The sequence below is a fragment of the Leisingera sp. ANG1 genome (genome assembly GCF_000203975.2).
GTDB lineage: Bacteria > Pseudomonadota > Alphaproteobacteria > Rhodobacterales > Rhodobacteraceae > Leisingera.
Map to the genome: position 1 here is coordinate 245,552 of NZ_AFCF02000009.1, position 17,253 is coordinate 262,804.

Here is a 17,253-nt window from a genome sequence, read left to right on the forward strand (position 1 = left end):
CGTTCAAACTTTTCCTTAGCCATTGCTTAGGCGCCCTTTTGAAATGAGGGGTCGCTTGCCGACCCGGTTTCCTCTGCGCCGGCGGATTATTTGGTTTGCCGGCAAAAATCAACCCGTTCCTGCTTGACAGGGGCGGTTTTCGCGCGCCTCAGCCAGCCGGTTGCGTCTCTGCCGCAGCCGCGTCTGCGCCGGCGCTGGATTCCGCCGCTGCACGCGGGGCAAACCAGCCTTCCGCCTCGTGCTGCTCGGCCATCCACTCCTCGACCTTGTCGGCGATATTTATGGCAAGGCCCTGGATCTGCTCCTGCTTGGTGCGGGCATGGCCGGAGCCCAGCACCGCGCTTTCGCCGGTGGTGCTTTCGAAGATCTGCATCTGGTGCTTCTTGGCGAGGAATTTCTTCTGCGCCACGTCATAGACAAAAACGTTCACCACCACCGCGCTTTTGGGGGAGAACAGCACCGGCACGCCGGGGGGGGCCAGCATGAAACCTTCGAGCGTCACCGCGACGTCGTACTGCTGGGCGCCGTCATAGCGGCGCAGGCGGGTGTTCAGCGCGTTTTCGATCGGCGCAGTCCATTCGCTGTGCTCGGCGTCGCGCGACAGCGGCCATTGCAGCGCTTTCTCGGTGTAGACATGGGTGACGCGGGCCTGGAAGGCGCCCAGATCCTCCGGCGCTTCGTTCAGCTGGGTTTCGCCGCAGGCGGCGAGCAGGGCCAAAGAGGCAAGCACGGAAAGAACGCGGATCATGGAAGTCCCCCAAGAGAAAGTCGGTCCCGCCCAGATAGCCGGGGGCGGCGGCCAGGGTAAAGAGGCGGAAACAGCAACCCCCGCGCGGGTGGCGCGGGGGGCACAGGCAGGCGGCAGGTTTCTGCTGCCTTACTTGAACTTGTAATTGCGCGGGAAGCCGTGCGGCGGGCGCTTGCCCACGCCTGCGCGCTTGCCGAGCCACTGGGTGAGGTCGGCCTCGTGGCGGGTCTTGCCGCCGCCCATTTCCCAGCGCAGGCCATCATCCCAGTTGAAGGTGGTGATGTCGCTGAGACCGCCGTCCAGTTCCAGCGAGCCCTGCTTGCCGCGGGCCATGTTGTACTTTTGCAGGCGCACGCCCTTACCGCGGGTCAGCTCGGGCATTTCCTCGACCGCGAAGACCAGGAACTTGCCGTTCTCGGAGACGATGGCGACGTGGTCGCCCTCCACCGGGATGCAGATCTTGGCGCGGTCGTCGTCCTTGACGTTCAGCACCTGCTTGCCGCTGCGGGTCTGGGCAACGATTTCCTTCTCGGCGCAGATGAAGCCGTTGCCGGCATCCGAGGCCACCAGCAGGCGGCCGTCGGGGTTGTGGATCATCAGGTCGACGATTTCAGCCTCGTTCGGCAGGTCGACCATCAGGCGCAGCGGTTCGCCCATGCCGCGCCCGCCGGGCAGATTGGCGGCCGACAGGGTGTAGAAACGGCCGTTGGAGCCGAACACCAGCAGGCGGTCGGTGGTTTCGGCGTGGAAGATAAAGCGCGGGCCATCGCCGTCTTTGAACTTCAGCTCGCGGTTCAGGTCGATGTGGCCGGTCATCGCCCGGATCCAGCCCATCTGGGAGCAGACCACGGTGATCGGCTCGCGGTCGATCATCGCTTCCAGCGGCACGTCCTCGACTTCGCCCGCCTCGGCAAACAGCGTGCGGCGGGCGCCGCCTGCGTAGTCCTTGCCGAACTGCTTCTTGGTTTCTTTCAACTGCTCGGAGATGCGGGACCATTGCAGATCCTCGGAGGCCAGCAGTTCAACCAGCCCGGCGCGTTCCTCGCGCAGGGCGTCGCGTTCGCGGACCAGTTCGATCTCTTCCAGCTTGCGCAAAGACCGCAGGCGCATGTTGAGGATCGCCTCAGCCTGCACCTCGGTCAGCTCGCCCGCGCCGGGGGCCGGAGAGACATACTCGGCCTCGGTGAAGGCGCGGGGATGGTCCTTGCTCCAATCCTCGCGGATCAGGGCGGCCTTCGGGTCCTCGTCATAGCGGATGATGTCGATCACCCGGTCGAGGTTCAGGAAGGCAATGATGAAGCCTTCGAGCACCTCCAGCCGGTGGTCGATCTTTTCCATCCGGTGGCGCGAGCGGCGCTGCAGCACGTCGCGGCGGTGGTCGAGGAAGGCGCGCAGCACCTCCTTCATCGAGCAGACCTTGGGGGTCACACCGTCGATCAGCACGTTCATGTTGAGGCTGAAGCGGATTTCCAGGTCCGAATTGCGGAACATCATGTTCATCAGAACCTCGGGGTCCACGTTCTTGGACTTGGGTTCCAGGATGATGCGGATGTCGTCCGCCGATTCGTCGCGCACATCGGCGAGGATCGGCACCTTCTTGGTCTGGATCAGCTCGGCGATCTTCTCGATCAGCTTGGATTTCTGGACCTGATAGGGGATTTCGGTGACGACGATCTGCCACTGGCCGCGGCCCAGGTCCTCGACCTCATGCTTGCAGCGCAGGCGGAAGGAGCCGCGGCCGGTGCTGTAGGCCTTGGCGATGTTTTCCTTGGGCTCGACGATGATGCCGCCGGTGGGGAAATCGGGGCCGGGCACATAATTCAGCAGGGTGTCGTCGCGCGCATCCGGCGTCTTGATCAGATGCAGGCAGGCGTCGATCAGCTCGGCAATGTTGTGCGGCGGGATGTTGGTCGCCATGCCGACCGCGATGCCGGCGGCGCCGTTGGCCAGGATGTTCGGGAAGGTCGCGGGCAGCACTGCCGGTTCGGTCAGGCGGCCGTCGTAGTTGTCGCGGAAATCAACCGAATCCTCATTGAGGCCTTCCAGCATCGCCTCGGCCACGAAGGTCATCCGCGCCTCGGTGTAGCGCGAGGCCGCCGGGTTGTCGCCGTCGATGTTGCCGAAGTTGCCCTGGCCGTCGACCAGCGGGTAGCGGACGTTGAAGTCCTGCGCCAGGCGCGCCATCGCGTCATAGATCGCGGCGTCGCCGTGGGGGTGGAAGTCACCCATGGTGTCGCCGGAAATCTTGGCTGACTTGAGGAAGCCGCCGGTGGAGCTGAGGCGCAGGCGGTTCATCGCATAGAGGATGCGCCGGTGCACCGGCTTCAGCCCGTCACGCGCGTCGGGCAGCGCCCGGTGCATGATGGTGCTGAGCGCATAGGTCAGATAGCGCTCGCCAATGGCGCGGCGCAGCGGTTCCAGGATTTCACCCTGTTCGGGGGCAGACGGCATGTCGGGATCTTCTACCAGGTCGGTCATGCATCGGTGATACTTCCGCCGCCGGAATTGGTAAAGCGGGCGCACGCGAAATTCGCACAGTGCAGCGGCGCGCCCACGGGGTTCGGGGGAAGCTTGGGGGAGAATAAGCCGGACTCTCCCCTGTTTCCCCGCCGTTAACTTGCCCTAGATAGAAAGGAACCAGGCAGCCGCGCCGCGCGTTTCTTTTTCAAACCAATGCAATTCAGTGCAGCTGCCCGTGTGGTGGTACTAGGGGGACCGGTTATGTCGCGTTTTATTTTTGTGTCTTTCGCTTTTCTGGGCTGGGGCTTTTACGAACTCAGCGGGGGTGCGGATTTTGAGCCGCGCCAGGAGCGCTCGGAAGCGCTGGAAATTGCCAAGGCGGCATTTTCCGCACCGGATGAAACCCGGCAAGCCAACCGCAGCAGCCGGGCCGGCGAAGACGCCAAATCCCTGATCCGCAACGTGACTTTCCAGCCTGCAGGCAGCACGCAAGAGGCCGCCCGGCCTGCGCGTCCTGCAGCCGACCCGCAGCTGCGCTCGCGGGTGGCGCTGCGGCAGATCACCCAGGCACGCCTGGCCATCAGTGACAGCACAAACGTGTTTCCGGCAGTTGCAGACCAGGGCGCCCAACTGCAGCTGGCATCGCTGGAGGGCGGCATTTCCAGCATTCAGACAGCCGCTGCCGGAACTGAGGTTCAAAACGATGCGTCCGAACCTGCGGGCGCAGCCCTGGCCGAGCCGCAGCCTGAACCGGAGAAGGACATCCGCCGAATCAGAGCGTCGCGCGTGAACATGCGGCAGGGGCCGGGCACCAATTACCCGGTGATTGCGCGTCTGCTGGGCGGTGACGAGGTTGTCGTGTTCGAGGACAGCGGCACCGGCTGGCTGCACCTGCGCGCGCCCGGCAAGGGCAAGGTGGGCTGGATTGCCGCTTCCCTGGTGAGCAAGAAACGCCCATAACTGGTCCCGGAGACTTCCGGGCAGAGGGGCACTCTCTTGAAGAAAACGATTCTGATTACAGGCTGTTCCTCCGGGATCGGCCTGGATGCGGCCCGCGGCATGCGGGAGCGCGGTTGGCGGGTGTTTGCCTCCTGCCGGCAGCAGCGCGACTGCGACCGGATGCGGGCCGAAGGGTTTGAGAGCCCGCGCATTGATTACACCGACCCGGAAAGCATCACCGCCGGCCTGGGTGAAGTGCTGGAGGCCACCGGTGGCACCCTGGATGCGCTGTTCAACAACGGTGCGCATGGGCTGCCGGGCGCAGTGGAGGATCTGCCGACCGAAGGCCTGCGTGCGATCTTCGAGGCCAACTTCTTTGGCTGGCACGAGCTGACCCGGCAGGTGATTCCGGTGATGCGCAAACAGGGGCACGGGCGGATCGTGCAGAACTCCTCAATCCTGGGGTTTGTGACCTTCCCCTGGCGCGGCGCCTATGTGGCAACGAAATACGCGCTGGAGGGGCTGACGGACACCTTGCGAATAGAGCTGAAGGGCACCGGCATCCACATGGTGCTGATCGAGCCGGGACCGGTGACGTCGAAGATCCGGGAAAAGTCGATCCCGCATTTCGAGCGGTTCATCGACTGGAAAGTGTCACCGTTGCGCGACCTGTATGAATCGCGGCTGCTGAAGCGGCTCTATGAGGGCAGCAATGGCCCGGACCGGTTCGAACTGCCGGCCTCCGCCGTCACCGCCAAGCTGGCGCATGCCTGCGAATCCCGCCGCCCGCATCCGCGCTATTACGTCACCACCCCAACCCACATCGCGGGCTTTCTGCGGCGCATCCTGCCGACCAGGGCAATTGACCGCATCCTTGTGAAGCTCGGATAGGGTCGCCATCTGCACCTGCACAGGGTAGATGGAACCCAACGAATTGATGCGCTTTGGGGGACAGGATGAGCGATCCGCTGTATTATCTGGGACTGGCAGCCGTGGCGGCCGTGGTTGTGGCGCTGGTCATCGGCATCGGCGGCTTTGGCAAGGGCGGCGAGTTTAATCGGCGCAATGCGAACAAGATGATGCGGCTGCGCATCCTGTTTCAGTTCATTGCAGTGGTGATCCTGCTGGCCTACGTCTATCTGCGCAGCCAGGGAGGATAATCGGCGATGGTCGTTCTGAACAAGATTTACACCCGCACCGGCGACAAGGGCGAAACCGCGCTGGGGAACGGCGAGCGGGTCGCCAAACACTCGGCGCGGGTCAATGCCTATGGCACCTCGGATGAGCTGAACTCCTTTGTCGGCGTCGCGCGGCTGGAAGCCGACGGCGAGATGGATGCGGCACTGGCGCGCATCCAGAATGACCTGTTCGACCTGGGCGCTGATCTGTGCCGGCCCGAGATGGAGAAGGATGCGGACGCCGAATACCCACCGCTGCGCATTGCGGTGGCGCAGGTCGAGCGGCTGGAAGCCGAAATCGACGTGATGAACAAGGATCTGGAGGCGCTGCGCAGCTTCATTCTGCCGGGCGGCTCCAAGCTGGCGGCGCATCTGCATGTCTGCCGCACCGTGGCGCGCCGCGCCGAACGGCTGGCGACCGACCTCAGCACCGCCGAGGACGTGAACCCGGCGGCGGTGAAATACCTGAACCGCCTGTCCGACTGGTTCTTTGTCGCTGCCCGCACCGCCAACAACGGCGGCAAGGACGACGTTCTGTGGGTGCCCGGCGCCAACCGCTGAGACCCCCTGCCCCAATCTGATCTCGGCCTGATGCCGGTCTGATTCGCCATCTGGCGCCGGATTTTTGCGAATCCGGCGCCAAACGCGTCATGCGGGACCGCCGCGCCCTGCCGTTGCGGCAGGCAGATTTCCCACCGGAAACATTCTTGCAAAAATGATGTTCCAAATGAGCAAACGCGACGTCGGCGTGCGCTAACGTGACGATTTTGCCCTGTTGCGCGCCCGCACCAGCCGGTATCAACGCTTCGAGAGCATAGAGGGGGAGTCGCCCTGGGGCGGCTTGCCGTTTGTTAAGGAGAGAACGCAAAATGAAGGTACTCGTGCCTGTCAAACGCGTGATTGACTACAACGTGAAGGTCCGCGTCAAAGCGGACGGCAGCGGTGTCGATCTCGCCAACGTGAAAATGTCGATGAACCCCTTCGACGAAATCGCTGTCGAAGAAGCCATCCGCCTGAAAGAAGCCGGCAAGGCTGATGAGGTGGTTGCGGTTTCGATCGGCGTCAAGCAGGCTCAGGAAACCCTGCGCACCGCCCTGGCGATGGGTGCGGACCGCGCCATCCTGGTGGTTGCTGCCGACGACGTGCACACCGACATCGAGCCGCTGGCCGTTGCGAAAATCCTGGCCAAAGTGGTCGAGGAAGAGCAGCCGGGCGTCGTGCTCTGCGGCAAGCAGGCAATCGACAACGACATGAACGCAACCGGCCAGATGCTGTCGGCGCTGCTGGGCTGGTCCCAGGGCACCTTTGCATCCGAACTGGACATCGAAGGCGGTAACGCCAAGGTGACCCGTGAGGTCGACGGCGGCCTGCAGACCATTTCCGTGAAGATGCCTGCCATCATCACCGTGGACCTGCGCCTGAACGAGCCGCGCTATGCGTCGCTGCCGAACATCATGAAGGCGAAGAAAAAGCCGCTGGACGAGAAAACCGCCGCCGACTACGGCGTCGACGTCACCCCGCGCCTGGAAATCGTCAAGACCGAAGAGCCGCCGGCACGCGCCGCAGGCATCGTGGTCGGCTCTGTCGACGAGCTGGTTGAGAAACTCAAAGAAGCGGGGGCTGTGTAATGGCTGTTCTTCTCCTTGCTGAAGTGACCGACGGCGCGCTGGCGCTGGACGCGACCGCAAAAGCCGTTGCCGCTGCCTCCAAGCTGGGCGACGTGACCGTTCTGGCCGCTGGCGCCTCTGCTGCTGCCGCTGGCGAAGAAGCCGCGAAAATCGCTGGCGTTGCCAAGGTTCTGGTTGCCGAGGACGCATCGCTGGGCCACCGCCTGGCGGAGCCGACCGCGGCGCTGATCGCTGGCCTGGCGTCCGACTATGAGCACATCGTTGCGCCCGCCACCACCGACGCCAAGAACGTGCTGCCGCGCGTTGCTGCGCTGCTGGACGTGATGGTGATCTCGGACGTGTCCGGCGTTGTCGACGGCAACACCTTCGAGCGCCCGATCTATGCCGGCAACGCGATCCAGACCGTGAAGTCCAGCGACGCCAAGAAAGTCGTCTCCTTCCGCACCGCGTCCTTTGACGCAGCTGGCGAAGGCGGTTCCGCTTCCGTGGAAACCATCTCGGCAGCGGCAAACCCGGGCCTGTCCGAGTGGGTTGAAGACAAGGTTGCCGCAAGCGACCGTCCGGAACTCACCTCGGCCGGCATCGTTGTCTCCGGCGGCCGCGGCGTTGGCTCCGAGGAAGACTTCAAACTGATCGAGAACCTGGCCGACAAGCTGGGCGCCGCTGTTGGCGCCTCCCGCGCGGCTGTCGACTCGGGCTATGCACCGAACGACTGGCAGGTGGGTCAGACCGGCAAGGTTGTTGCACCGGACCTGTATGTCGCTGTCGGCATCTCCGGCGCCATTCAGCACCTGGCCGGCATGAAGGACTCCAAGGTCATCGTGGCGATCAACAAGGACGAAGAAGCACCGATCTTCCAGGTTGCGGACTTTGGCCTGGTTGCCGACCTGTTCGAAGCCGTCCCGGCCCTGACCGAAAAACTGGGCTGAGCCCAGCTGGACAGCTGACCAATAGGAAGGCCCGCCAATTGGCGGGCCTTTTTCCGTTCTGATGGTAAGGGGGATTTGACGCTCAGGCGCGCAGCAGCGGCTCCAGGTCGCCGGCCAGCGCCTCTGCGATTTTCATGTGTTCCTTGGGGCCGATCATGTGGCGGGCAGCCGGCAGCTCCATCGGGCCGAAGATCATGCCGGAAATATCCTGCGCCGCGGCAGCGGAGGCAGCCTTGATTTCGAGGATGCCCTGCACCTTGGGGCGCAGCGCCTCAGCCATGGCGCGGTCGACCAGCACCGGCTCCTCCGGGAAGCCGGCCTCGGCGTCGAGCGCATAGCGCAGCCACAACAGCAGGACACGGCCGTCCAGTTCATCGACCAGCCTGGTCATCCGGTCGATCCAGCTGCGCTGCAGCTGCTCGCGGACCTGCTCAAACCGCTGCGCGGAGATCTCTCGCAGGGAGCACAGCAGGTGCTTGTTGAAGTGGAACTCGGTGAAGTCGACCTCAGGATACAGGGTCTTGAGCGCTGGCTGGGCGGCAAGGAAGCGGTCGTTGCGGCGCGGATGCACCCGGTAATAGGGGTTGGAGATATTCTGCGCGCCCAGCATCTGCACCACGGTCAGCCGGGCGTTGCGGGCAACGCCGATCAGGCTGTCGTCATGCGCGAAACTGTCCAGCCCCGCGTTCACGCTGCCCAGGTTGACGCAATCCATGCCCAGCCGGGCCTGCAGCGAGTCGACAAAGGGAAATTCAACGAATCGCCCATAGACTTCGGTTCCGCCAAGGAAAGCGACATAAGGGTCATCCAGGGACCTTCGCGGCCCCCGCACCAGCAGTCTGGATTGACCATATCTGCATGGTTCCCCCGCAAGCGCCCCCGCGCTTTTGAGTTCATAGCTCATACTACCACCAAATTTTTCACCCGAGACTCACCCTGGCGGGCAACCATTGCAATTTCCCTAAAGTGAGAATTTGCCTCAAATCCGGGTCAGCTGCCCTTGTGCCTGCCCGCGCCCGGCCAGTATGGTTGCCGCAGCTATTTCAGGAGCCTGAGGCATGGAAATTCAGAAGGTTGGAGTGATCGGCGCGGGTCAGATGGGCAATGGCATTGCCCATGTCATGGCGCTGGCCGGATACGAGGTCGTGCTGAATGACGTCAGCCAGCAGGCGCTGGACGGCGCGCTGAGCCTGATTCACAAGAACATGGAGCGCCAGGCCAGCAAGGGGAAGATTTCGGAAGACGATGTGAAGGCCGCATTGGCGCGCATCGTGCCGTCGCTGAAGCTGGCCGACGTGGGTGCAACCGATCTGGTGATCGAGGCGGCGACCGAGCGGGAAACCGTGAAGCAGGCGATCTTTGAGGACCTGCAGCCGCATCTGCAGCCGCATACGATCCTGACCTCCAACACCTCGTCGATCTCGATCACCCGGCTGGCCAGCCGCACTGACCGGCCCGAACGCTTCATGGGCTTCCACTTCATGAACCCGGTGCCGGTGATGCAGCTGGTGGAGCTGATCCGCGGCATTGCCACCGACGAGCCGACCTTCAAGGCCTGCCAGGACGTGGTGGCACGGCTGGGCAAAACCTCTGCCAGCGCCGAGGATTTCCCGGCCTTCATCGTCAACCGCATCCTGATGCCGATGATCAACGAGGCGGTCTATACGCTCTATGAGGGCGTGGGATCGGTGAAGTCGATCGACGAGTCGATGAAGCTGGGCGCCAACCATCCGATGGGGCCGCTGGAGCTGGCGGATTTCATCGGGCTGGACACTTGCCTCGCGATCATGAACGTGCTGCACGACGGGCTGGCGGACACCAAATACCGCCCCTGCCCGCTGCTGACTAAATACGTCGAGGCCGGCTGGCTGGGCCGCAAGACCCAGCGCGGGTTCTATGACTACCGCGGGGAAACCCCGGTGCCGACCCGGTAACAGACGGCACAAACAAAGAAGCGCCCCGCGGGGCGCTTTTTCGTTTCCGGCAAGATGGAGAGCGCAGGCTCAGCCCTGCTTGCCGAGGTTCAGCGTGTGCTCGCGCAGCCAGGCCATGAAGCCGCGCGGGTCGGTCTGCAGCTGCTCCATCTGCTCATCGGTGAGCGGCTTGCCGACCACCGGTGCCTGCGGCTTGTTGCAGGAGCGGACGATTTCATGCAGCAGCAGGCCCTGGCGCAGGATCGGGGAGATTTGGCAGGCGATCTGATACCAGCGCGAGTTCGAGCCGGGGTAAAAGATCGGCACCACCCGCGCGCCGGAGCGGCGGATCAGCTGGGCAGTAAAGACGTTCCATTCGCGCTCAATCGCGGGGCCGAACCAGCTGTCGGACGACATCACAACGCCGGAGGGGAACAGTGCCACGGCCCCGCCCTCCTTGAGGAAGGCCATGGTTTTGGCGCGCATGTCGACCATCTTGCGCTGCGCTTCGGGGTCATGCGGGAAGGGCACCGGGATCATGAAGGAGGTTGCGGCCTCGTCCAGGCCGGTCAGCACCGAGCGGGTCAGGATGCGGTAATCAAGACGGCGGCGGCCGATCAGGTCGGCAAAGATCATGCCGTCGACCATGCCGTGCGGATGGTTGGCGACAATCACCACCGGGCCGTCGGCGGGGATATTGTCAATCTGCTCCTGCGGGGTCTGCAGGTCGATGCCCATGGTGTTGAGCGCACCGCGCCAGAACTTCTGGCCGCGGTATTCGGCGTTGTTTTTCTCGAACTTGTTGACCATACGCAGGATCGTCAGCTTGCCGGTCAGCCATTCGATGGTCTTGATCGCAAGCGAGGTCCAGCGGTCGTCAAAGGAGTTGGCATAGGTCAACGTGCGGCGGTCATAGACCTCGCCCGTTGTCTGCTCAGCGGTGTCCGGCGCGATGCCGGTATTCCTGTCTTGTGCGGTATCCGCCAATGTGCCTTTTCCCGTCCCGTCGCCGGCGCGGGCCTAGTAGCCCTCGCCGAACTTGTCGGCCACCAGAGCCTCCAGCGCATGCGCCAGCGCGTCAGCATCAGGCCCCGAAGTCTCGACGTCAATAGTCGTTCCTTTCGAGGCTGCCAACATCAAAAGCCCCATAATGCTGTCGCCTGAGGCCGACATTCCGTCCTTCAGCACCTCTGCCGTGGCGTCAAACGCTTCGACCACCTCCACCAGCTTGGCAGAGGCGCGGGCGTGCAGCCCTTTTTCGTTGATGATTTTCAGCGTCTTCAGAGCCATTTAATGTGCCTGCTCCCCGTCAGGGTTTACGTTCTGGGCGTTGATATACTTGCGCCCGGCCTCCATCGCCTGCCGCACCGCGTCGGCAACCGGCAGGTGGCGGGATTTTGCCAGTTTGATCAGCATCGGCAGGTTGGCGCCATAAAGAATGCGGCGGTCCGCGGGCGCGCAGGCCTTGAGGCTGAGGTTGGAGGGCGAGCCGCCGAAGAGGTCCACCACCACAACCACGCCGCCGCCGCTATCAACCTTGTCGGCTGCGGCGGCGATTTCCTTCTGCTTGGCACTGCGGTCGTCTTCAGGGCCGATGCCAATGGCCACAAGGCTGGGCTGCGGACCCACAACGTGTTCCACTGCGGCAAGGTATTCCTTTGCCAGTCCGCCATGCGCTACGATCACAATCCCGATCAACCCGGCCTCTCACTTCTTTTGCTGGCCTTGCAGCTCGCGGTGTCTAATTGACACTTGCAAGCCGTCCTCCGCAAGGGCCTTGGCCAGGGTTTCCGCCATTGTCACCGATCTGTGCTGGCCGCCGGTGCAGCCGAAGGCGATGGAAAAATGCGATTTCCCCTCATCCCGGTAGGCTGGCAGCAGCAGCCGGGTCAGGTCCAGCACCCGGTCAAAGAACGGCTGGAACCGGTCGTCGGCACGGACATAGTCCTGCACCGCCGGATCCTGGCCGTTCAGCGCACGCAGGCCCGGGTCCCAATAGGGGTTGGCCAGGAAGCGGCAGTCGAACACCATGTCGATCCCGTGCGGCATCCCGCGCTTGTAGGAGAAGCTTTGCACCGACAGCGCCAGGGTGCGGCCGCCGGGGGCGAACCAGCGCTCGATCTCCGCCTTCAGCTGGTGGACGTTCATGCCCGAGGTTTCCAGCAAGATGTCGGCCCGGTCGCGGATCGGTCCCATCAGGTCCAGCTCGCGGCGCACGCCCTCGCCCGGGGATTCTGCCGGTGCCAGCGGGTGGCGGCGGCGGGTTTCCGAGTAGCGGCGCAACAGCACATCGGGCTGGGCGTCGAGGTAGAGCACGGTCAGGTCCAGCTCTCGGCGGCCCGACAGCATGTCGATCACATCCAGCAGCGCGCGCGGCGAGAAGTCCCGGTTGCGGCTGTCCAGCCCCAGCGCCATCGGGCGCGGCGCTGCGGCGGCATCAAACAGACCGGGCAGCAGGCGCAGCGGCAGGTTGTCAATTGCCTCGAAGCCAAGATCCTCCAGCACGTTGATCGCGGTGGTCCGGCCCGCGCCGGAGGGGCCGGTGACCAGAACCGCCGGGACTGCCTGTTTTTTCTGTTCAGGCATCCGGGTCCAGCGCCCCGCATCTGAGGTATTGCATCAGGGCCGGGGCGAAATGGGCGCCGTCCACGCGTTTGACCCGGACAATCTCCTGCCCCAAGAGCTGGGTGGTGTGGCGCACCGGCAGGCGTTCGGTCTCTGCCTCGTCGAGATCAACCAGCGCCGTCACCGGCACCGGGCTGCGGATCTGCGCCTGCAGAAGGCCCATATAACGCGCCTCGATCAAACCGCGGATCGGTTCCGGCGCGCTGGCGACCAGTTCCCCGTGCAAAAGCTGCACCAGCACCCGGTCGTCAGCCACCAGCTGGGCGCCGAAGGCCATCAGCTGCAGCGCCAGCGCGGATTTTCCCTGGCCGGAGGTGCCGGTGATCAAAAGCCCCTGCCCCTCCAGCGCGACGCAGGAGGCATGCAGGATGAGGCTTTGTGTTTCAGACATGGGCTTGAACCGGGATCAGACAGGCAAGCCTACCACAAAACGCGCGCCGAGTGGCTCGGAAGTGACATCGGCCTCGGTCGGGCGGATGTTTTCGGCCCAGATCACCCCGCCATGCGCCTCGACAATCTGCTTGGAGATCGCCAGGCCAAGGCCGGAGTTATTGCCGAAATGCTCCACCGGGCGCTGCGAATAGAAGCGTTTGAAGATCTTGGAGAGCGCCTGGTCGGGGATGCCTGGGCCGGTGTCTTCTACCACGATCAGCACCCGGTTGGCGCGGCGGCGCGCCCAGACGCGGATGGCGTCGCCCTCCTCGCAGAAGGAAATCGCATTGGTGATCAGGTTCACGAAAACTTGCGCAAGGCGCGCCTCCAGCCCCTGCAGCTGAATCGGCTGTGCGGGCAGATCGGTGATGTAGTCGATGCCCTTGGCGCGGGCATCCTCGCCCAGGTACTGGTTCAGGTTGCCCAGCATGGACAGGAGGTTGAACTCTTCCTCCTCCTCCTTGACCAGTTCGGCGTCCAGCCGCGAGGCGTTGGAGATGTCGCTGACCAGCCGGTCGAGGCGGCGCACATCGTGTTCGATCACGTCCATCAGCTTTTCGCGCTGGTCATCGCGGCGAACCATCCGCAGGGTGCCAACCGCGGATTGCAGGCTGGCGAGCGGGTTCTTGATCTCATGCGCCACGTCCGCGGCGAACTGCTCATTGCTGTCGATGCGGGAATAAAGCGCCTTGACCATGCCGCGCAGGGCACGGCTGAGGCGGCCAATCTCGTCAGGGCGGGCGGACAGGTCAGGGATGCGGATCCGGCCCGGGTTGGATTTACGGCTGCCGCGGTCGCGGCCCAGTTCCGCCGCCTCGGCCAGATCGGCCAAGGGGTTGGCGATGGTCGAAGCCAGCACCAGGCTGAGGCCGACGGAAACCAGAAGCGCCACCACAAACATCTGCAGAACCCGTTCCTGCTCGCCGCGAACGAGCGCGTCTACCTCGCCGGTGGGCGAGGTCAGCGCGATCACCCCGACGGCGGTGCCGTTGTGCATGATCGGGGTAGCCGCGGAGATCACCCGGCTGCCGCTGGTGTCCACCACGGTTTCAACCCCGGTGCCGCGATTCATCGCACGGTCCACAAGGCCGCTGAGCCGTTCCTCCAGCGTCGGGCCAGAAGCCGCATTGGGTGTTTCATCGCCTTCCGTCAATCCCCAGAGCACAGAGAGCGCGTCGCTGATCAGGGTGCGGCTGCGGCCGCTGTCGTTCAGCACGTTCAGCGCATCGCTGCGGTCCACACCCTTGATGCTGGAAATCAGGTTGCCGGTGGTGTCGAACACAAAGGCCTCGACCCCGCCGCGCAGGCTGAGGCGAGCCAAGGTATCTTCCACCTGAATGCCATCGCCGGCAGCAAAGCTGACGGCGCCGGCCGCGGGCATCTCAGCCTCGAACACATCGGCGGCCAGCATCGCCTCGGAGACCAGCGCGCCGGCCCGCTGCTGAACCAGGCTCTGGCGGGAAGAGTTCAGGTAGAGGATGCCGGTGACCATGATGGTCAGCGCAATCAGGTTGAAAGTGATGATCCGGCGGGTCAGCGGCGAGCCCTTGAGCGGCAGGAGCCCGCGGCGGGCGCGCTTGACCTGCATCTCGCGCGTGACCGACTGGTCGGGGGTGACCCAGTCTTCCCCCAAAACCACATCGCCGTCCTGCTGGCGTTGCACTATGCTGGTATCGCGCATCCGCGCCACTCCCTTGGCCGGGGGCAAGAAGCCCCGCTTAGATGTGCCGCTTATTCTTCATTGTAACGGTAACCGATTCCATAAAGGGTCTCGATTGCCGCAAAATCCGAATCCGCGCTGCGCATCTTCTTGCGCAGGCGCTTGATGTGGCTGTCGATGGTGCGGTCGTCCACATAGACCTGATCGTCATAGGCCACATCCATCAGCTGGTCGCGGCTTTTGACGAAGCCGGGCCGCTGGGCCAGCGCCTGCAGCAGCAGGAATTCGGTCACTGTCAGCGACACGTCCCTGCCCTTCCAGCTGACCGCGTGGCGCAGCGGGTCCATCCGCAGGTTGCCGCGCTCCATCACCTTGGCCTCGGGCGAGGCGGTGCCTTCGGCGTCGCTGCTGATGGCCTCCTGGCGGCGCAAGAGCGCCCGGATGCGTTCGACCAGCAGGCGCTGCGAAAACGGCTTCTTGACGTAATCGTCAGCCCCCATGCGCAGGCCCAGCACCTCGTCGATCTCATCATCCTTGGAGGTCAGGAAGATCACCGGCATCTGGGATTTCTGGCGCAGCCGCTGCAACAGGTCCATGCCATCCATGCGCGGCATCTTGATGTCCAGCACCGCCATATCCGGCAGTTTCTTGTTGAAGGCGTCCAGCGCCGCCTGCCCGTCATTATATGTTTCGACCTCAAAGCCCTCGGCCTCAAGCGTCATGGAAACCGATGTCAGGATGTTCCTGTCATCGTCAACCAAAGCAATCTTCGACATCGGAATTGCCCCTAATCTGCTCTGTTATGTTTTGTTTTTACCATGTTCATCGCCGTTCTAGTGCCCCGAATCAATCCCATTTGAAGAATCGGGACAATCTTTGGACACAATTGGGGCAAAAATACCTTAGCGTTCACTGAACAGCCGGGCACATGCCGCGGTGCAGAACAATGGTTGCGCTAAACATTGCCTTGATGGCGCTAACTGGTTGAAACCGGCCTGTTCACCCCCCAAAACGCCATGTTAAGACCGCGCCACCGGCAGCGATGCCGTTTCTATTGCCCCAATGGCGCAGCCGCGCAGCCTGCGTGCCGCCCGCGCCGCCACAGGAGAAAAAACGCATGACATCTGGACGGGTTAACCCGCAATTCCGCCTCGAGGATCAGGGCATCGAGGGTCTGGGCAATGTCTATTACAACTTCATGGAGCCTGCGCTGATCGAAGCCGCGCTGAAGCGCGGCGAAGGCACGCTGGGCAATGGCGGCGCCTTCCTGGTCACCACCGGTAAATTCACCGGCCGGTCGCCCAAGGATAAACATGTCGTGAAAACCGAAAGCGTGCGCGACACCATCTGGTGGGACAACAACGCCGCGATGAGCGCCGAGGGCTTTGACGCGCTCTACGCCGACATGCTGGAGCACATGAAGGGCAAGGACTACTACGTCCAGGACCTGGTGGGCGGCGCCGATCCGGCACATGCGATCAACGTCCGCATGGTGACCGAGCTGGCCTGGCACAACCTTTTCATCCGCACCATGCTGCGCCGTCCCGACCGTGAAGACCTGGATGATTTCATCGCCGATTTCACCGTCATCAACTGCCCGAGTTTCCAGGCCGACCCCAAGAAGCACGACTGCCGCAGCGAGACCATCATCGCGATGAACTTCGACCGCAAGATGATCCTGATCGGCGGCACCGAATACGCTGGCGAAAACAAGAAATCGGTGTTCACCCTGCTGAACTACCTGCTGCCGGAAAAAGGCATCATGCCGATGCACTGCTCCGCCAACCACGCCAAGGGCAACCCGGTCGACACCGCCGTGTTCTTCGGCCTGTCGGGCACCGGCAAGACCACCCTGTCGGCCGACCCGGACCGCGTCCTGATCGGTGATGACGAGCACGGCTGGGCCGACAACGGCACCTTCAACTTCGAAGGCGGCTGCTATGCCAAGACCATCAACCTGAATGCCGAGGCAGAGCCGGAAATCTACGCCACCACCTCCAAGTTCGGCACCGTGATCGAGAACATGGTGTTCGATCCGGAGACCAAAGAGCTGGATTTCAACGACGACAGCCTGACCGCCAACATGCGTTGCGCCTACCCGCTGCACTACATCTCCAATGCATCGGCCAGCGCCCGCGGCGGCCACCCGAAGAACATTATCATGCTGACCTGTGATGCCTTCGGCGTGCTGCCTCCGATCGCGCGGCTGACCCCGGCGCAGGCGATGTACCACTTCCTGTCCGGCTTCACCTCCAAGGTGGCGGGCACCGAGCGCGGCGTGACCGAGCCGGAGCCGACCTTCTCCACCTGCTTTGGCGCGCCGTTCATGCCGCGCCGCCCGGAAGTGTACGGCAACCTGCTGCGCGAGAAGATCGCCCAGCACGGCGCCACCTGCTGGCTGGTGAACACCGGCTGGACCGGCGGCGCCTATGGCACCGGCAGCCGGATGCCGATCAAGGCCACCCGCGCGCTGCTGACCGCGGCGCTGGACGGCTCGCTGGCGGATGCGGAATTCCGCAAAGACGCGAACTTCGGCTTTGACGTGCCGGTGAACGTGCCGGGCGTGCCGGAGCTGCTGCTGGATCCGCGCCGCACCTGGGACGACAAGGACGCCTATGACACCCAGGCGGCCAAACTGGTGCAGATGTTCTCTGACAACTTCGAGCAGTACCTGCCGTTCATCGACGAGGACGTGAAGGCCGCCGCCATCGGCTGATCTATCTGATTAATAGCCCCGGCCA

The 17,253-nt window shown here is 63.6% G+C and carries 18 protein-coding genes; 8 read left to right on the plus strand and 10 right to left on the minus strand.

Annotated features, from left to right (window positions below):
* Positions 1-148: 148 nt before the first annotated feature.
* Together GC1_RS17345 and GC1_RS17350 are read right to left on the minus strand one after the other, a co-directional pair.
* Positions 149-748, minus strand: coding sequence for a hypothetical protein (locus GC1_RS17345; protein WP_019296569.1), 600 nt, complete (start codon positions 746-748; stop codon positions 149-151).
* Positions 749-877: 129 nt separating this feature from the next.
* The gene (locus GC1_RS17350) at positions 878-3,226 is read right to left on the minus strand and encodes a DNA topoisomerase IV subunit A (RefSeq protein ID WP_019296570.1); all 2,349 of its coding nucleotides are present in this window, start codon (positions 3,224-3,226) and stop codon (positions 878-880) included.
* A 243-nt stretch (positions 3,227-3,469) separates the two neighbouring features.
* On the opposite strand from GC1_RS17350, the gene GC1_RS17355 reads away from it, so the two are divergent.
* The 6 genes from GC1_RS17355 (at position 3,470) to GC1_RS17380 (ending at position 7,882) form a co-directional block, all read left to right on the plus strand.
* A complete protein-coding gene (locus GC1_RS17355) occupies positions 3,470-4,168 on the plus strand; it encodes an SH3 domain-containing protein (protein ID WP_019296571.1) in 699 nt (232 codons plus the stop codon).
* Between the two features lie 36 nt (positions 4,169-4,204).
* Positions 4,205-5,038, plus strand: coding sequence for an SDR family NAD(P)-dependent oxidoreductase (locus GC1_RS17360; protein ID WP_019296572.1), 834 nt, complete (start codon positions 4,205-4,207; stop codon positions 5,036-5,038).
* Positions 5,039-5,103: 65 nt separating this feature from the next.
* The gene (locus tag GC1_RS17365) at positions 5,104-5,307 is read left to right on the plus strand and encodes a twin transmembrane helix small protein (protein ID WP_019296573.1); all 204 of its coding nucleotides are present in this window, start codon (positions 5,104-5,106) and stop codon (positions 5,305-5,307) included.
* Between the two features lie 6 nt (positions 5,308-5,313).
* Positions 5,314-5,886 carry a cob(I)yrinic acid a,c-diamide adenosyltransferase gene (locus GC1_RS17370; RefSeq protein WP_019296574.1) on the plus strand — a complete coding sequence of 191 codons (573 nt, stop codon included), beginning with the start codon at positions 5,314-5,316 and terminating at the stop codon, positions 5,884-5,886.
* Between the two features lie 308 nt (positions 5,887-6,194).
* Positions 6,195-6,953, plus strand: a complete 759-nt coding sequence (locus GC1_RS17375; protein WP_019296575.1) for an electron transfer flavoprotein subunit beta/FixA family protein — start codon at positions 6,195-6,197, stop codon at positions 6,951-6,953.
* Positions 6,953-7,882, plus strand: a complete 930-nt coding sequence (locus tag GC1_RS17380; protein ID WP_019296576.1) for an electron transfer flavoprotein subunit alpha/FixB family protein — start codon at positions 6,953-6,955, stop codon at positions 7,880-7,882. The genes GC1_RS17375 and GC1_RS17380 overlap by 1 nt, the downstream gene beginning before the upstream one ends.
* An 82-nt stretch (positions 7,883-7,964) precedes the next feature.
* Here GC1_RS17380 and GC1_RS17385 read toward each other — a convergent pair whose 3' ends face one another.
* Positions 7,965-8,786, minus strand: a complete 822-nt coding sequence (locus GC1_RS17385; protein WP_019296577.1) for a DUF6473 family protein — start codon at positions 8,784-8,786, stop codon at positions 7,965-7,967.
* A gap of 154 nt (positions 8,787-8,940) precedes the next feature.
* Between GC1_RS17385 and GC1_RS17390 the strand changes: the two genes are divergently transcribed.
* A complete protein-coding gene (locus GC1_RS17390; RefSeq protein WP_019296578.1) occupies positions 8,941-9,816 on the plus strand; it encodes a 3-hydroxybutyryl-CoA dehydrogenase in 876 nt (291 codons plus the stop codon).
* Positions 9,817-9,885: 69 nt separating this feature from the next.
* On the opposite strand, the gene GC1_RS17395 is transcribed toward GC1_RS17390, so the two are convergent.
* From GC1_RS17395 to GC1_RS17425, 7 genes are read right to left on the minus strand one after another with little or no spacing between them, the layout of a single operon-like run.
* Complete coding sequence (locus GC1_RS17395; RefSeq protein ID WP_019296579.1) at positions 9,886-10,782, minus strand: lysophospholipid acyltransferase family protein; 897 nt, start codon at positions 10,780-10,782, stop codon at positions 9,886-9,888.
* Between the two features lie 33 nt (positions 10,783-10,815).
* On the minus strand, positions 10,816-11,085 hold the full coding sequence (locus GC1_RS17400) for an HPr family phosphocarrier protein (RefSeq protein ID WP_019296580.1): 270 nt from the start codon (positions 11,083-11,085) through the stop codon (positions 10,816-10,818).
* On the minus strand, positions 11,086-11,493 hold the full coding sequence (locus GC1_RS17405) for a PTS sugar transporter subunit IIA (protein WP_019296581.1): 408 nt from the start codon (positions 11,491-11,493) through the stop codon (positions 11,086-11,088).
* Between the two features lie 9 nt (positions 11,494-11,502).
* Positions 11,503-12,381 (minus strand): RNase adapter RapZ, encoded by an 879-nt coding sequence (gene rapZ, locus GC1_RS17410; RefSeq protein WP_019296582.1) that lies wholly within the window; start codon positions 12,379-12,381, stop codon positions 11,503-11,505.
* Complete coding sequence (locus GC1_RS17415; protein WP_019296583.1) at positions 12,374-12,811, minus strand: HPr kinase/phosphorylase; 438 nt, start codon at positions 12,809-12,811, stop codon at positions 12,374-12,376. The genes rapZ and GC1_RS17415 overlap by 8 nt, the downstream gene beginning before the upstream one ends.
* Before the next feature lie 15 nt (positions 12,812-12,826).
* Complete coding sequence (locus GC1_RS17420) at positions 12,827-14,533, minus strand: sensor histidine kinase (RefSeq protein ID WP_019296584.1); 1,707 nt, start codon at positions 14,531-14,533, stop codon at positions 12,827-12,829.
* A gap of 50 nt (positions 14,534-14,583) precedes the next feature.
* Positions 14,584-15,288: a response regulator transcription factor gene (locus tag GC1_RS17425; protein ID WP_019296585.1), complete on the minus strand. Its 705-nt coding sequence runs from the start codon at positions 15,286-15,288 to the stop codon at positions 14,584-14,586.
* A gap of 341 nt (positions 15,289-15,629) precedes the next feature.
* Here GC1_RS17425 and GC1_RS17430 point away from each other — a divergent pair, with 341 nt between their 5' ends.
* The gene (locus tag GC1_RS17430) at positions 15,630-17,228 is read left to right on the plus strand and encodes a phosphoenolpyruvate carboxykinase (protein WP_019296586.1); all 1,599 of its coding nucleotides are present in this window, start codon (positions 15,630-15,632) and stop codon (positions 17,226-17,228) included.
* Positions 17,229-17,253 lie beyond the last annotated feature (25 nt).

Excerpts from the sequence above, each read along its gene's own strand:
- GC1_RS17345 (WP_019296569.1), bottom strand. The coding sequence starts at position 748 with ATGATCCGCGTTCTTTCCGTGCTTGCCTCTTTGGCCCTGCTCGCCGCC.
- GC1_RS17350 (WP_019296570.1), bottom strand. The coding sequence starts at position 3,226 with ATGACCGACCTGGTAGAAGATCCCGACATGCCGTCTGCCCCCGAACAG.
- GC1_RS17355 (WP_019296571.1), top strand. The coding sequence starts at position 3,470 with ATGTCGCGTTTTATTTTTGTGTCTTTCGCTTTTCTGGGCTGGGGCTTT.
- GC1_RS17365 (WP_019296573.1), top strand. The coding sequence starts at position 5,104 with ATGAGCGATCCGCTGTATTATCTGGGACTGGCAGCCGTGGCGGCCGTG.
- GC1_RS17370 (WP_019296574.1), top strand. The coding sequence starts at position 5,314 with ATGGTCGTTCTGAACAAGATTTACACCCGCACCGGCGACAAGGGCGAA.
- GC1_RS17375 (WP_019296575.1), top strand. The coding sequence starts at position 6,195 with ATGAAGGTACTCGTGCCTGTCAAACGCGTGATTGACTACAACGTGAAG.
- GC1_RS17380 (WP_019296576.1), top strand. The coding sequence starts at position 6,953 with ATGGCTGTTCTTCTCCTTGCTGAAGTGACCGACGGCGCGCTGGCGCTG.
- GC1_RS17385 (WP_019296577.1), bottom strand. The coding sequence starts at position 8,786 with ATGAGCTATGAACTCAAAAGCGCGGGGGCGCTTGCGGGGGAACCATGC.
- GC1_RS17390 (WP_019296578.1), top strand. The coding sequence starts at position 8,941 with ATGGAAATTCAGAAGGTTGGAGTGATCGGCGCGGGTCAGATGGGCAAT.
- GC1_RS17400 (WP_019296580.1), bottom strand. The coding sequence starts at position 11,085 with ATGGCTCTGAAGACGCTGAAAATCATCAACGAAAAAGGGCTGCACGCC.
- rapZ (WP_019296582.1), bottom strand. The coding sequence starts at position 12,381 with ATGCCTGAACAGAAAAAACAGGCAGTCCCGGCGGTTCTGGTCACCGGC.
- GC1_RS17415 (WP_019296583.1), bottom strand. The coding sequence starts at position 12,811 with ATGTCTGAAACACAAAGCCTCATCCTGCATGCCTCCTGCGTCGCGCTG.
- GC1_RS17420 (WP_019296584.1), bottom strand. The coding sequence starts at position 14,533 with ATGCGCGATACCAGCATAGTGCAACGCCAGCAGGACGGCGATGTGGTT.
- GC1_RS17425 (WP_019296585.1), bottom strand. The coding sequence starts at position 15,288 with ATGTCGAAGATTGCTTTGGTTGACGATGACAGGAACATCCTGACATCG.
- GC1_RS17430 (WP_019296586.1), top strand. The coding sequence starts at position 15,630 with ATGACATCTGGACGGGTTAACCCGCAATTCCGCCTCGAGGATCAGGGC.